This window comes from Aliidiomarina indica (genome assembly GCF_015354615.1).
Classification (GTDB): Bacteria; Pseudomonadota; Gammaproteobacteria; order Enterobacterales; family Alteromonadaceae; genus Aliidiomarina; species Aliidiomarina indica.
Genome location: NZ_JACAVQ010000001.1, coordinates 853,839 through 867,067, shown reverse-complemented (window position 1 = coordinate 867,067; position 13,229 = coordinate 853,839). Strand labels below are relative to the sequence as shown.

The 13,229-nt window shown below is 49.5% G+C and carries 16 protein-coding genes; 13 read left to right on the top strand and 3 right to left on the bottom strand.

What is annotated here, in order from left to right; translation table 11 throughout:
• Window positions 1–180 precede the first annotated feature (180 nt).
• The 7 genes from HXZ99_RS03960 (at window position 181) to HXZ99_RS03930 (ending at window position 3,864) form a co-directional block, all read left to right on the top strand.
• Complete coding sequence (locus tag HXZ99_RS03960) at window positions 181–390, top strand: cold-shock protein (RefSeq protein WP_143233874.1); 210 nt, start codon at window positions 181–183, stop codon at window positions 388–390.
• 186 nt (window positions 391–576) lie between these two features.
• Complete coding sequence (locus HXZ99_RS03955) at window positions 577–768, top strand: hypothetical protein (protein ID WP_194756067.1); 192 nt, start codon at window positions 577–579, stop codon at window positions 766–768.
• A complete protein-coding gene (locus HXZ99_RS03950) occupies window positions 765–908 on the top strand; it encodes a hypothetical protein (protein WP_194755953.1) in 144 nt (47 codons plus the stop codon). Before HXZ99_RS03955 ends, HXZ99_RS03950 begins: the two co-directional genes overlap by 4 nt.
• Window positions 909–1,007: 99 nt before the next feature.
• The gene (locus HXZ99_RS03945) at window positions 1,008–1,373 is read left to right on the top strand and encodes a nuclear transport factor 2 family protein (protein WP_194755952.1); all 366 of its coding nucleotides are present in this window, start codon (window positions 1,008–1,010) and stop codon (window positions 1,371–1,373) included.
• 74 nt (window positions 1,374–1,447) lie between these two features.
• On the top strand, window positions 1,448–2,317 hold the full coding sequence (locus HXZ99_RS03940; RefSeq protein WP_194755951.1) for a DMT family transporter: 870 nt from the start codon (window positions 1,448–1,450) through the stop codon (window positions 2,315–2,317).
• Between the two features lie 13 nt (window positions 2,318–2,330).
• Complete coding sequence (gene pnuC, locus HXZ99_RS03935; protein ID WP_194755950.1) at window positions 2,331–3,074, top strand: nicotinamide riboside transporter PnuC; 744 nt, start codon at window positions 2,331–2,333, stop codon at window positions 3,072–3,074.
• Between the two features lie 64 nt (window positions 3,075–3,138).
• Window positions 3,139–3,864 (top strand): hypothetical protein, encoded by a 726-nt coding sequence (locus tag HXZ99_RS03930; RefSeq protein WP_194755949.1) that lies wholly within the window; start codon window positions 3,139–3,141, stop codon window positions 3,862–3,864.
• A gap of 91 nt (window positions 3,865–3,955) precedes the next feature.
• Here HXZ99_RS03930 and HXZ99_RS03925 read toward each other — a convergent pair whose 3' ends face one another.
• Genes HXZ99_RS03925 through HXZ99_RS03915 form a run of 3 tightly spaced genes read right to left on the bottom strand, consistent with a single transcriptional unit; the run spans window position 3,956 to window position 6,488 of the window.
• Window positions 3,956–4,903, bottom strand: coding sequence for a ribose-phosphate pyrophosphokinase (locus HXZ99_RS03925; RefSeq protein WP_194755948.1), 948 nt, complete (start codon window positions 4,901–4,903; stop codon window positions 3,956–3,958).
• Window positions 4,904–4,950: 47 nt separating this feature from the next.
• Window positions 4,951–5,808, bottom strand: coding sequence for a 4-(cytidine 5'-diphospho)-2-C-methyl-D-erythritol kinase (gene ispE, locus HXZ99_RS03920; RefSeq protein ID WP_194755947.1), 858 nt, complete (start codon window positions 5,806–5,808; stop codon window positions 4,951–4,953).
• Entirely contained in the window at window positions 5,805–6,488 is a 684-nt protein-coding gene (locus tag HXZ99_RS03915) for an outer membrane lipoprotein LolB (RefSeq protein ID WP_194755946.1), read from the bottom strand. The genes ispE and HXZ99_RS03915 overlap by 4 nt, the downstream gene beginning before the upstream one ends.
• Window positions 6,489–6,760: 272 nt before the next feature.
• Between HXZ99_RS03915 and hemA the strand changes: the two genes are divergently transcribed.
• The 6 genes from hemA (at window position 6,761) to HXZ99_RS03885 (ending at window position 13,186) form a co-directional block, all read left to right on the top strand.
• Window positions 6,761–8,020 carry a glutamyl-tRNA reductase gene (gene hemA, locus HXZ99_RS03910; RefSeq protein ID WP_194755945.1) on the top strand — a complete coding sequence of 420 codons (1,260 nt, stop codon included), beginning with the start codon at window positions 6,761–6,763 and terminating at the stop codon, window positions 8,018–8,020.
• A gap of 3 nt (window positions 8,021–8,023) precedes the next feature.
• Window positions 8,024–9,115 carry a peptide chain release factor 1 gene (gene prfA, locus HXZ99_RS03905; protein WP_194755944.1) on the top strand — a complete coding sequence of 364 codons (1,092 nt, stop codon included), beginning with the start codon at window positions 8,024–8,026 and terminating at the stop codon, window positions 9,113–9,115.
• A 5-nt stretch (window positions 9,116–9,120) separates the two neighbouring features.
• The gene (gene prmC, locus HXZ99_RS03900; RefSeq protein ID WP_194756061.1) at window positions 9,121–9,993 is read left to right on the top strand and encodes a peptide chain release factor N(5)-glutamine methyltransferase; all 873 of its coding nucleotides are present in this window, start codon (window positions 9,121–9,123) and stop codon (window positions 9,991–9,993) included.
• Between the two features lie 66 nt (window positions 9,994–10,059).
• A complete protein-coding gene (locus HXZ99_RS03895; protein ID WP_194755943.1) occupies window positions 10,060–11,574 on the top strand; it encodes a DUF3369 domain-containing protein in 1,515 nt (504 codons plus the stop codon).
• Between the two features lie 22 nt (window positions 11,575–11,596).
• Entirely contained in the window at window positions 11,597–12,445 is an 849-nt protein-coding gene (gene kdsA, locus HXZ99_RS03890) for a 3-deoxy-8-phosphooctulonate synthase (RefSeq protein ID WP_194755942.1), read from the top strand.
• An 87-nt stretch (window positions 12,446–12,532) separates the two neighbouring features.
• Complete coding sequence (locus HXZ99_RS03885) at window positions 12,533–13,186, top strand: TetR/AcrR family transcriptional regulator (RefSeq protein WP_194755941.1); 654 nt, start codon at window positions 12,533–12,535, stop codon at window positions 13,184–13,186.
• The last annotated feature ends 43 nt before the right edge of the window (window positions 13,187–13,229 follow it).

The following is a 13,229-nucleotide window of genomic DNA, read 5'->3' as shown; positions in this document are numbered from 1 at the left end:
CTTCAGATCAGCGTAGTCTAGGCCGCGTTGGATAGTAAATATTATTTAGATCTTCACTTCGTTGTACAATTATTCGTAATTAGCTCCGTCCTGTCGTTTTAAAAGTTTGTTATTTTCTCTCCGAAGTCCGCCTTAAATGTTTAAGGCAATTTATTATATTAAAATTTCAGGATATTAATTATGTCTAATACTGTAACTGGTACTGTAAAGTGGTTTAACGAAGCAAAAGGTTTTGGTTTTCTAGAGCAGCCAGGTGGCGCCGATGTGTTCGCACATTTCAGCGCAATTGCTAGCTCAGGATTCAAAACGCTTGCCGAAGGCCAACGTGTAGAATTCACTGTAACTCAGGGCGCTAAAGGTCCTCAGGCAGAAAATATTGTAGCACTGTAATTATGCAGAGTAGCGCTTGCTACTCGGTGTAACATTACATGGCTTAAAACGCACCTTCGGGTGCGTTTTTTTATGGGTAAAATTCGATAATAAGTCATTGAGACCGTGGGGGAGCTGCTATATGGTAATACCTTGTTTATCAATACATATGGCTGTTTAAACGCGATAAGCTGTGAGGTAGAACTCATGAGTGAAAAAAATACCGATCAAAAGAGTGATAAAAAGAAAAAAAAGAAACTCAATATGGGTGTCGCCATCGCCATTGGTATGTCGATGGGTATTATTTTTGGTGTCGTGTTTAATAATATTGGGTTCGGTATCGCGCTCGGTCCGGCTTTCGCCATCATCATCGCGATTGCCTCGGGCGCAGAGTGGTGATTTTATTTTCAACCGGACGTATCCATGATCTTTTTTCCTCTTTACCGAAAAATGCCCACTTAGCCGACGAGCGCGCATCTGCAAATCAGATGGCTATTGGTGATGATAACTATCAGCGGCTTATTAAGAATAAAGGCTAAGATGGGTTGGATATATTGCACAAAAAGTACAGATTGCTAAGGCCGTTTGCCGCTATATGACCTAGAGTAAGTAGCGAACTTAGACGCAGGAGATAACGAATGAGTGACATAAAAGAGTTTTTAACGACGTTTAACCAAGCGTGGGTCGATAACGATATCGATACCATCGTGCAGGGTGTTACCAACGATATTCATTTTCGCATGGCAACTGACGAAACCGGTGTACACGGCAAAGAAGCGTTTAAAATTTGGCTAAAAGACATGCTCATCTCAGATGTAGAGATGGATGTAACCACCGACCGCATGATTATTAGTGGTGATGAAGCAGTGCTCAGTGGCCGGATTCGAATGATAGAGCAAGACGGAACCCAAAAACAGTTTACGTTCTGCGATTTGTATAGACTACGCGATGGTAAAGTTGCAGAGCTTGTCGCCTACGTGATGAATTACAACACGGGTTCTTAATGCTGTTATTAAGCAAGAGATTGAGGTTATCAAGGAGAACCCATGCTGATGTCAGCTGAGTCGTAGGTTTTAGCATGCCATTGTCTCGTGTATTACCGCTCACAACCTTTGCGATGTTGGCCTTTGCTGCCAACTCGCTGCTGTGTCGGGCGGCCCTCTTGTATACCGATATAGATGCGGCCAGCTTCACAACGATCCGACTTGTCTCTGGAGCCTTAGTGCTTTGGTTGATAGTGCAGATGCGTCAGGGTGTTCAAACGGGGGAAGGAAACTGGGTATCGGCATTGGCGCTATTTGTGTATGCCGCTGGCTTCTCGTTCGCCTATATGAGTCTTTCTGCCGCAACAGGCGCATTACTACTATTTGGTGCAGTGCAAGTGACCATGATGGGTTATGGTTTCTGGGCTGGCGAGCGCTTTCGCACTCTGCAAATGGTCGGCTTTGCTTTGGCCTTTAGCGGGTTGGTCGCGCTGTTACTCCCAGGACTCTCAGCGCCACCACTGTTTGGTTCATTGCTGATGCTGGCAGCCGGTGTTGGCTGGGGTATCTACTCATTGCGCGGCAGTGGCGGTGGTGATCCTGTTCGAGTAACCGCTGGCAACTTTCTGAGAGCTGTACCCATGGCCGCTCTTGTTAGTATCGTTATGCTCGGCGGCATGACGATGGATCTCATGGGTGTAGTTTACGCGGTGGCGTCCGGTGCTTTAGCCTCAGGAGTCGGCTATGCGCTTTGGTACATGGCGCTTCCAGCACTAAGAGCAACAAGCGCTGCTACGGTACAATTAAGCGTGCCTGTGCTCACTGCCATCGGCGGCGTGATACTCCTTTCAGAGCCCATTACGTGGCGTTTGGTGCTCACCTCAACGGCCATTCTTGGCGGCGTAGCGATGGTGATTTGGACAAAACAGCAACGCACCTCAAATCCGACAGCTCGGGGCACATAACCAAGGACTCAACATGAAGTTTCTCGATAAAATAACGAACGAATGGCAGCGGCAGTGGGCGGTGTCGTGGTTTCTGTGTGGTTCGTTGGCGTTGTTTGCAGGTTTTTGGTTTGCCACTGAGCGCGACACGCTCGATGTGGTAATGCTCGCGGTTGCGAATATTGGCTTGGTTTGTGTGGTGGCCTTGGCGTTTCGTAAAAACGTGACAGGAAATGGCCTTGGTATCATCGCAAATATCGGGGAGAGCGCGGTGCAGGGGCGGATGGGCGCTACGGGCCTAATGTTGGCACCTATGTTCTATTTGATGACCCATATTTATGGTTTGTTTTACTGGAAGAAGAATCAAGACAGTGATGGCAATATGCTTCCTCGTGAGGCCAGTAAAACGGTCTGGCTGATCACTTTGGTATTTATAACGATTGGTTTGGCAATTTTTCCGTGGTTAAACGAACAACTACAGGAATATAGCTTTATTGAGTCGGGCGGCGATGCCGCCATTAGCCTCCTCGGCATTGATATCAGCTGGTACACCATTAATGTGATTGCGTTTGTGTTGGGGGTAACGGCGCAAACAACCATGATTCTTCGCTATTCGTTTAGCTGGAGTATCTGGATTATCGTGAACTTTGTCTGGCTTTCAGTGAACCTAGCCAATCAAAACTATATCTTTGCTATTCAAACTATGGTCTATCAGGTGAACGCGTTTATCGGTCTGTACTCCTGGTGGCGATCTAGCAAATTATCCATTTCGCGCTAAACTAATTGCGCTTCGCCCGTTGTACTTGTTTTAGGTGAGCACCTAGGATAAGGAGACATGAGAAATGGGTTCTACGTCTAAAATAATAAATGCAAATGGCCGTTCGTTGATGTATTTGTGGGCTGGCATATTTGCAACACTCGTTGTTTTTGCAGGATTTGCAAAAACATTTTATCTGCACGGCATGTTCTTTAACTCGGCGTTATCAAATTTGTTAGTAATACACGGCATTACCATGACACTTTGGTTTGCAGTGTTTATTACTCAGGTTGGTTTAAACGTGCGCGGACGCAACGATTTGCATAGACGGCTTGGTGTGGCTGCAGGGGCATTAGCGGCATTAGTTGTTGTGCTGGGTATTGCGGTAACGATTGAGTCGGGTCGAAGGGGAGTTTCTCCGGCTCCAGATGTTCCCGTGTTGGCGTTTATGGCTGTTCCTTTATTTGATATTGCAATTTTTGCCGGCTTTGTTGCGGTGGCGCTTGCATATCGGCGACAACCTGAGGTGCATAAGCGGCTCATGTTGCTCGCGACACTGTCGATTTTAACGGCGCCCATTGCCAGAATTCCGTTGGACTTTATTCGAGAAGGGGGCCTGCCGGTATTTTTTGGAATCATGGTGGCGTTGGTATTACTTGCAGCAGTAATTGATACGATTCGATCGCGTAAATTACACAAGGTAATGGCTTGGGGCGTTGCGATTATTATCTTGTCGGTACCGTTACGGATTATGATTGCTACTACCGAGCCATGGATGCGAGCTATGGCCTGGTTAGTTGGCGGCTCTTAAGTTGAAATAGATGAAAGACAAGTGGTGAAGCATATAAAAACGGGAGCAATTCGCTCCCGTTTTTTCGGATAAATTCTATTAAGATCTGCGATTAGTACTCGAACATCGCCGAAATCGACTCTTCATTACTCACGCGGCGCAAGGCTTCAGAAAGCATTCCACTCAAACTTAATTGAGTTACAATTTCTAAAGATTTCATTGCGTCGGAGAGAGGGATTGAATCGGTTACGATAACTTGGTCGATAGCAGAGTTGCGAAGGTTTTCTACAGCGTTGCCTGAGAATACTGGGTGGGTGGCGTAAGCGAACACCCGTTTTGCTCCATTCTTCTTCAATGCTTCAGCTGCTTTACACAGTGTGCCGCCGGTATCAATCATGTCGTCAACCATTACACAATCGCGTCCGTTCACGTCACCGATGATATGCATCACCTGAGATTCGTTCGCTTTCGGCCGACGTTTATCGATGATAGCAAGGTCGGCGTCGTTCATTAACTTCGCCATGGCACGTGCCCTTACCACACCGCCGATATCCGGAGATACCATCACGGGCGAATCGAAACTTTGCAATTTCATGTGCTCAAGCAGTACTGGGCTACCAAACACGTTGTCCACGGGTACGTCGAAGAACCCTTGAATCTGTTCGGCGTGTAAATCGACAGTGAGTACGCGGTCTACGCCTACGCTGGAGAGGAAATCGGCAACCACTTTTGCAGTAATAGGAACGCGCGCTGAACGAACGCGACGATCCTGACGTGCATATCCAAAATAAGGAATGACGGCTGTGATCCGACCGGCAGACGCTCGGCGCAATGCATCAACCATAACAATGAGTTCCATAAGGTTGTCATTGGTAGGTGCGCATGTAGATTGGATAATAAAGACGTCTGAGCCGCGAACATTTTCGTTGATTTGAACACTGATTTCGCCGTCACTAAATCGACCAACATCAGCTTCTCCAAGCTTGATATATAGGCGATCAGCGATCTTGCGGGCTAGCTCGGGTGTTGCATTGCCAGCGAAGAGCTTCATGTCAGGCACGGTAAACCTCGACCAATTTGTATTTATGTGAGAGTAGGGCAGACGGATCAGGGGAGCTGTTTCAATGCATCCATTACCGGCGATTGATTCACTCCTCGTGCGACAAACCCCCGATAGCTATCGGGCAATGCGCGCAAAGCTTGCTGGGCCGCTGTTTCGGTGGAGAAACAGGCGAACACACAGGCTCCGGTCCCCGTCAATCGTGACGGTGCGTAGTTTAGCAACCACTTGTGTGCGCTGGCAACCTGTGGATACACAGAGCAGACCAAGTTTTCACAATCATTGTGAAACCCTTGCCAATTTTCTGGGGCGCTATCGATAGGCGCGGTGTCTCTCGGGAGATCCGGATGTTGGAAAATCTCAGCCGTACTGACATGCACACCGGGGTGCACCACCAGATACCAAGCTTCTTTGGGATAGGCTGGGGTAAAACTCTCTCCTACACCGCGTGCAAGTGCCGCTTGCCCATGCACGAAAATGGGCACATCAGCTCCCAATTGTAAGCCTAATTCCGCCAGTTTAGTTGGGCTCAACCCTAACTCCCACAACCGATTCAGAGCCAGTAACGTTGTCGCTGCATTCGATGAGCCGCCGCCAACGCCGCCGCCCATAGGTAAGTGCTTGTCGACGTGAATATGTACGCCCGAATTGTGTTTGCGATAGGGTACCAAGAGCTGCGCTGCACGATAGACTAAATGGGACTCGAGCGGAACATCATTGAGGGCAGGGGTTACATCAATGCTGTCGGCTGCAAGCACTTGAAAGTGGAGCTCATCCCCAAAGCTCAAGAATTGAAATAGGGTTTCGAGTTCGTGGTAGCCGTCGGCGCGACGACCAGTGATGTGTAAAAATAGGTTCAGCTTTGCTGGCGCCGGTAGCGTGTATACCTTGTTGGAACGCGTCATTCCACCAACACCTCGCGCCACTGGCTAATTTGGAAACGAATCCGCAACGGGTATTGCGTCGCTTCAATCATGTGCGGCATGGTAAACGAACGTCCATTGTGAACCACAACGCGGTAGTCACTCAGGGCAACTTGCCACACTTGTTGGTTCCAACTGGATTGACTGATATCCGCGCTATAACTGGCCAAAGCTCCGTTCTCATACCAACGGCGATTAGCGATTGATACTCCGGGTTCTAGTCCGATAATCGCTTCTGACATGAGGCGAAAGGGAATGGGCATGCCGGTATGGGTATAGAGCAGTTCATCGATATGTTCTGCGTTAAAAGTCTCACCTTCGAGATTGGTGAATACGCCACCGGCTTCGTTTTGTTCGAGGCGCGCAAGGGTGCCGCGCAACGGATGATACAAACGAAACGAGGTCGCTTCAGGGGTATGCTGTTGGCGCCACGTGTAGCGAGCTGCATCCCGTTCACCATCGGCATCATTAAAAAACGCAACGTTGCCTTGAATGTTCCAAAACACAATTTGTGATAACCAAGCTTGGTGGTCGGCATGTCGGGCTGGCTCTGCGGTATCCGTTGCCGGAGGTGTGGTAGCACAGGCACTTAGGAATGCGATACACAACGCTAAAAGCGGCAATCGAGACAACCGATACCATCGGCCAAAAGTTAAACGCATGTCGTTCGCCTGTTGATAAGAGTTTTAGGGATTTGTGGAGACATTTACCACAACCAATATTTAGTTGACCATGATTTCTAGTGTGCTTTCAATAGGCAGTCGCTTCGCTTACAATACGCAACCGGCGTTCGCCCTATTTTAGAGCGATTAAAGCCATCGATTCTTTAGTATAGACGCCGCCTATAGGCGTTTGGTTCCATACCGTGCAGCAGCATAAATTCGGTATGAGAGTCATCGTAGTTATTTACACAAGGGCATCGCACACAGCGTTCATGACAATTCTTGCGTTAGGTATTAATCACAAAACAGCGACCGTTGGAATCCGGGAGCAAGTTGCTTTTCAACCTGAGCAACTGGAAATGGCGTTGCAGTCATTAGTCCAGCAGGGGAAAGTGAGCGAAACCGTGATTGTGTCCACCTGTAATCGCACTGAGCTTTACTGTCACGCGGATGCTGCGGAATTGCAAAGCATTATTGAGTGGCTCGCGGCTTATCATCAAGTGTCTGCGGCAGAACTCAGTCAATATTTATATCATCATGCAGACGCGGAAGCTGTGGCACATCTGATGTCGGTGGCGTCTGGTTTAGATTCCCTCGTATTGGGCGAGCCGCAAATCTTAGGGCAAGTAAAACAAGCCTTTCAACAAGCGCGCCAAGCCGGTACGGTCGGCTCCGTTTTTGAACGCCTATTCCAGTCTGCATTTGCTACCGCCAAGGTCATTCGTACGGAAACCGATGTGGGTCAAAACGCGGTGTCTGTTGCTTATGCCGCGGTAAATCTTGCCAAGCATATTTTTAGTGCAGTGCAAGGCGCTGAAGTGCTACTCGTTGGGGCTGGTGAAACGGCCGAGCTGGTGGCACGCCATTTACGCGAACAGGGTGTGCGCAAAATTCGGGTGGCGAACCGCACGGTGGCACGGGCAGAGGAGCTGGCCCATCTGATTGATGGCGAGGCCTACGCGCTGAGCAGCCTGAAAGAGCTATTGCCGAAATCGGACATTATTATCTCTTCAACAGCAAGCCCAGTGCCGGTGATCGGTAAAGGGCTTGTTGAGTCGGCCTTGCGTCAGCGCCGTCATAAACCCATGCTGTTCATTGATCTTGCGGTACCACGAGATATCGAAGAGCAAGTGAACGATCTCGAAGATATTTATTTGTACACGGTCGACGATTTACAAAGCATTGTCAGTCGTAATTTAGAGCAGCGCCAACATGCTGCGACCGAAGCACGCGACATTATTTCGCGCTATGTGGACGAATTTACTGCGTGGATGCACAGTTTAAACAGCGTAGATTTGCTCCGTCAGTATCGTCAAACATGCGAGCAAATCGCTCATCGTCAGCGCGAGCGCGCCTTGGCACAATTGGCCGCTGGTAAAGCGCCGGAAGATGTGGTGAATGAGTTGACGCAACGTTTAACTAATACCTTGTTGCATTCGCCGACCTTGGCGATTCAGGATGCAGGCCGGCGCAAAGATTTTTCGGCGCTGGCGGCTTATCAGAAGCTATTTAACGAACCATCTCAGGATTAAACCATGCTTAAAGCATCTTTGGTCAGTAAGCTTGAAAGCTTGCTGGAGCGGCACGAAGAGTTGGAGTATTTACTCGGCTCGGCAGAGATTATTACCAATCAAGATAAGTTTCGGACGTTGTCCAAAGAATATGCGCAGCTAGAAGAGACGGTTACTTGTTTTCGTAAGTACCAAAAGGCGGGCGAAGATATCGAAGCCGCGCAAGAAATGCTTAAAGATAGCGATCCTGAAGTTCGTGAAATGGCGGCAGACGAAGCCAAAGAATCGAAAAAGTTGCAAGAAGAGCTTGCCGATCGCTTACAAATTCTATTGTTACCTCGGGATCCAAATGACGATCGCTCCTGTTATTTAGAGATTCGTGCGGGTGCTGGTGGCGACGAAGCTGCCATTTTTGCGGGCGATTTGTTTCGCATGTACAGCCGTTATGCAGAACGGAATGGCTGGCGCATGACGATGGTGAGTGCCAGTGAAAGTGAGCAAGGTGGATTCAAAGAAGTGATTGCCCATATTGAAGGTGACGGTGCGTATGGACGCATGAAGTTTGAATCAGGCGGTCACCGCGTGCAGCGCGTACCTGAAACGGAATCGCAAGGGCGAATTCATACCTCGGCATGTACCGTTGCGGTGTTGCCGGAAGTACCTGAAGCGGAAGCCATTGAAATTAATCCTGCTGATTTGCGTGTTGATACCTATCGCGCATCGGGCGCCGGTGGACAGCACGTAAACCGTACCGATTCTGCTGTGCGCTTAACGCACTTGCCAACCGGCGTTGTGGTTGAGTGCCAAGATGAACGCTCGCAACACAAAAACAAAGCCAAAGCGATGTCTGTGTTGCAAGCACGCTTACAGGCGGCAGAAGATGAAAAGCGGACGGCAGAAGAAGCCAGTACGCGTCGTTCATTGGTGGGCAGCGGCGATCGTTCAGAGCGCATTCGTACCTATAACTACCCGCAAGGGCGCATGACCGACCATCGAATTAACTTAACCTTGTATCGTTTGGATGAAGTGATCGCGGGAAATCTTAACCTCGTGCTCGATCCGATTGTGCAAGAACATCAGGCGGATCTCCTCGCTGCGCTTTCCGAGCAGGGCTAATGCCCATGCCGGCCCAGCAATTCACAATTGCAGAGGCACTGGCGCAGGGGCGAGCCCTTTGCGCCCAGTCGGGCACCGATTCAGCAGCATTGGATGCACAATTGCTACTGATGCACGTGCTCGATTGTGATCGCACCTATCTATACACCTGGCCCGATCGTGCGTTAACAGAGACGCAAGGGGCGCAGTATCAACACTTAATCGAACAACGTGGTCAAGGTGTGCCTGTGGCGCATCTTATTGGCATGCGTGAGTTTTGGTCTTTGCCCTTGCGCGTGAATAACAGCACCCTCATACCACGACCGGATACAGAAGTGCTGGTAGAACAAGCGCTGCAACACATTCATGGCGAACACGCAGACGTATTGGAGTTGGGCACAGGTACAGGCGCGATTGCCCTTGCGCTGGCCAGTGAACGACCACAGTGGTCAATTACTGCCGTGGATCGTGCTCAAGATGCGGTACGTTTGGCCGAGGATAACTGTAAGCGCTTAGGTTTTGCCAATGTACAAATAATGACGAGCGACTGGTTCTCTGCAATTGAGGCTTCGGCTCGTTTTCATCTGATTATTAGCAACCCCCCGTACATCGCCCATGATGATCATCATCTCAACGAAGGGGATGTACGTTTTGAGCCACATTCGGCGTTGGTGGCAGAACAGGGCGGATATGCAGATTTAGCCTATATTATTGAAACAGCGTGGGCTTTTTTACGGCCTGGGGGGTGGCTTATGCTCGAGCATGGGGTTTCCCAATCGGTAAAAGTTCGTGAATTTTTTCGCGAGCTTGGCTACGCTCACATATATACCGCACAAGATTATGCTAACTTGGACAGAGTAACCTGTGGTCAGCGACCGTCGAATGTTCCGAAGCCGTGAACGGACGCATAAAGGCAGACAATTCAGCGCAACGGAGCACGCGTCGGAAGGAGAGTAATAATTATTATGAACGACCATTTTTTGTTTGCTGATGAACCAGTGCAGGCGCAGGACGCGCTTAATGAGCGCTGGAAAATTATCATTGTCGACGATGAGCCGGAAGTGCATGCGGTAACGCGTCTGGCTTTAAGTGAATTTACCTTTCTTGGCCGCGGCTTGGAGTTTCATAGCGCGGAGTCGGGCGAAGAGGGCTGTAAACTAATGCGTGAGCATCCAGATGCCGCCATTATTTTGCTCGATGTGGTGATGGAAACCGACGACGCTGGCTTGCGCGTCGCGAAATTCATCCGCGAAGACTTGGATAATCATTTTACCCGCATTATTTTGCGCACTGGGCAACCGGGACAAGCGCCAGAACGAACGGTGATCATTAATTACGATATTAATGATTACAAATCGAAAACCGAGCTGACTGCGCAAAAACTCTTTACCGCTGTGATGTCGAGCTTGCGCTCGTACCGCGATATTATGTCGATTGAACATAGTCGTCGCGGGTTAGAAAAAATTCTCAATGCCTCTTCTGATCTGTTCTCCGAACAATCGATGGACCAGTTTGTTGCCGGCTGTGTACAGCAATTGGGCTGGCTCATTGGCGGCGCGCGGCAAGTGCTTTACGCGGAAGTAGACCCGGAGCATACCCACGAAGAATTTACCGTGCGAGCGGCGTTCGGTGAAGAAGCAGACATGGTGCTCAATCGCACCATTAAATCGGCGTTATCAAGAGAAGCCCTGATGCAACTAGAAGGTGTTGTTGAGCGCGGCATACCTTATTACAGCGACGATACGGTGATGATGTACTGTCCGAGCGGCTGTCGCCCTTGGGGCGGTTTGTTATGTTTAACCGGCTTAGCGCGACCGTTGGCAGATCGCGAAAAAGATCTGCTTCGCATGTTTGCCGAACATGTGCAGCTCGCGTTGAATAATGCGCTGCGCCAGGATGATCTGCGGCGTTTGTTGTTGGCTATGAACCGGCGCTTAATTCTTACTGAGACCGACATGCTTGAGCGTAATCCCGAGGATGCGCATCCAGCGGCACAAATTGCCGCGATGTTACTGCCGCACCTAGACGTGCGTGAAGATAAGCATGTTACTCTCGCTGTGGCGGCAAGCGTGATTGCGCGCATCGCTCGTCTGTTCTCCGTGCGGATTCGCCAAGGCAATGTAAACCCACGCGTGTGTTTTGAACGTGTCCGGCGTGCATTTGAAGGGCTTCGTGACAGCTCTAATTCGGTTACCCGCATGGTTGAGCAGGCGCTCGAAGAACGCTTTGAGCGTTTTGATGGTAGCGGCTTTCCTGAAGGCAAGCATGGCGAAGGTTTTGCCATTGACATGCAACTGATGGTGTTTGTTTCAGCGCTATATGGCGAATTACATCAAGGCGCAAAGCCCGAGCAAGCGTTAGCGAGCATTGAAGATGATGCCGTGGGTTGGTTTAGCCCACAGTTACGTGATGCGGTTCGTGCCCATCGCAAACCGATTATGGCCATTTTGCAAACGGAAGCGAGTTCCGACTTTTCCTGATTTTGATAAGAGAGCGTAGTACATGACAACTATTGATTCAGTGACTATTGGCGATATTCATGTGGCCAACGATGCCCCATTTGTTCTATTTGCGGGCATGAACGTATTGGAGAGCCGCGAGTTAGCCTTGGAAGTAGCCGAAGAGTTTGTGAGTGTCACGAAAAAATTAAACATCCCCTACGTGTTTAAAGCATCATTTGATAAAGCAAACCGCTCCTCTGTGCATTCGTTTCGTGGTCCTGGTATGGATAAGGGGATCGCGATACTTGCGGAAATAAAAGAGCGCTTTGGTGTTCCCGTGATTACCGATGTGCATGAACCCTATCAAGCGGCGCCAGTCGCCGAAGTTGCTGATGTGATTCAGCTGCCCGCTTTTTTGGCGCGACAAACAGATCTTGTGGTCGCAATGGCGAAAACTCAAGCTGCCATTAATGTGAAGAAGCCCCAGTTTCTCGCGCCTCATGAAATGCGCCATATCATCACGAAATTTAAAGAAGCCGGTAACGAGCGCATTATGTTGTGTGAGCGTGGCTCGTCGTTTGGTTACAACAACCTTGTTGTGGATATGCTCGGCATGGACGATATGAAGCTCATGGCACCGGTCATTTTTGATGCTACGCATGCCCTGCAGCGTCCAGGTGGTCGGGCTGATTCTGCCGATGGTCGGCGCGCTCAAGCGGCGCAATTGGCACGCTCAGGTATGGCACTTGGCATTGCGGGTCTATTTTTGGAAGCACATCCGGACCCAAATAAAGCCCTGTGTGATGGCCCATGTGCCTTGCCACTGTCCAAGTTGGAAGCCTATCTTAAACAAATGAAAGCTGTAGACGACCTTGTGAAGGGGTTTGACCAGTTAGATACATCTGCCTGATATTGCCCGACTTTGCTTGCTGATGCCCGTTGAGTAGGTTAAATTACGGCAGTGTATAAAACGACCGTTTAAAATAGAGGCGTCAGCATGGCAAAGGCACTGCGGACAAAAGATAAAATTATCGTTACGGCAGAAATGCTGTTTGCGGAACATGGTTTCGAGCAAACGTCGTTGCGACAAATCACCAGCGAAGCCAATGTGAATTTGGCGTCGGTGAATTATCACTTTGGTTCCAAAAAAGCCCTTATTCAAGCGGTTATGGCGCGTTATCAAGCGGTGTTTATGCCCGCCCTTGCTGCCCAATTGCAAGAATTAGCCCAGCGTTCTGAGCGCGCCGGTGTAACCTACCGTACCGCTGATGTACTCGCTTGCGTCAACGCCCCCTTATTTGCTCTAAAACAAGTTCGCGTGGATGGCCCGTTAATTTATTTGCGCTTACTCGGGTACGCCTACAGTGAGATACAGGGGCATCTTCGTCGCTTCACTATGACGCATTACGGTGATGTGGTGCATCAGTTCTTTGCCATGATTCAGTCGGCAAACCCGAATTTGTGTGCGAATACGCTATTCTGGCGCCTTCATTTTAGTCTGGGCGCTATGTTGTTTGCGCAAGTATCAGGGCAGGCGTTACGAGAGATTGCGGCCTCTGATTTCGGTGAAGATACCCACGCCGAAGAAACCCTCGCAAAACTACTTCCATTTGTAGCTGCGGGAATTGCCGCATCTGATCCACAGCCGTAGATTTAGACTATCTTTAATGGTGGAGACTGCTCGGATGCGTCTC

Coding starts and splice junctions, on each gene's coding strand:
- HXZ99_RS03895 (WP_194755943.1), top strand. CDS start 10,060: ATGAACGACCATTTTTTGTTTGCTGATGAACCAGTGCAGGCGCAGGAC.
- hemA (WP_194755945.1), top strand. CDS start 6,761: ATGACAATTCTTGCGTTAGGTATTAATCACAAAACAGCGACCGTTGGA.
- HXZ99_RS03930 (WP_194755949.1), top strand. CDS start 3,139: ATGGGTTCTACGTCTAAAATAATAAATGCAAATGGCCGTTCGTTGATG.
- HXZ99_RS03885 (WP_194755941.1), top strand. CDS start 12,533: ATGGCAAAGGCACTGCGGACAAAAGATAAAATTATCGTTACGGCAGAA.
- prmC (WP_194756061.1), top strand. CDS start 9,121: ATGCCGGCCCAGCAATTCACAATTGCAGAGGCACTGGCGCAGGGGCGA.
- prfA (WP_194755944.1), top strand. CDS start 8,024: ATGCTTAAAGCATCTTTGGTCAGTAAGCTTGAAAGCTTGCTGGAGCGG.
- kdsA (WP_194755942.1), top strand. CDS start 11,597: ATGACAACTATTGATTCAGTGACTATTGGCGATATTCATGTGGCCAAC.
- ispE (WP_194755947.1), bottom strand. CDS start 5,808: ATGACGCGTTCCAACAAGGTATACACGCTACCGGCGCCAGCAAAGCTG.
- pnuC (WP_194755950.1), top strand. CDS start 2,331: ATGAAGTTTCTCGATAAAATAACGAACGAATGGCAGCGGCAGTGGGCG.
- HXZ99_RS03945 (WP_194755952.1), top strand. CDS start 1,008: ATGAGTGACATAAAAGAGTTTTTAACGACGTTTAACCAAGCGTGGGTC.
- HXZ99_RS03955 (WP_194756067.1), top strand. CDS start 577: ATGAGTGAAAAAAATACCGATCAAAAGAGTGATAAAAAGAAAAAAAAG.
- HXZ99_RS03960 (WP_143233874.1), top strand. CDS start 181: ATGTCTAATACTGTAACTGGTACTGTAAAGTGGTTTAACGAAGCAAAA.
- HXZ99_RS03915 (WP_194755946.1), bottom strand. CDS start 6,488: ATGCGTTTAACTTTTGGCCGATGGTATCGGTTGTCTCGATTGCCGCTT.
- HXZ99_RS03940 (WP_194755951.1), top strand. CDS start 1,448: ATGCCATTGTCTCGTGTATTACCGCTCACAACCTTTGCGATGTTGGCC.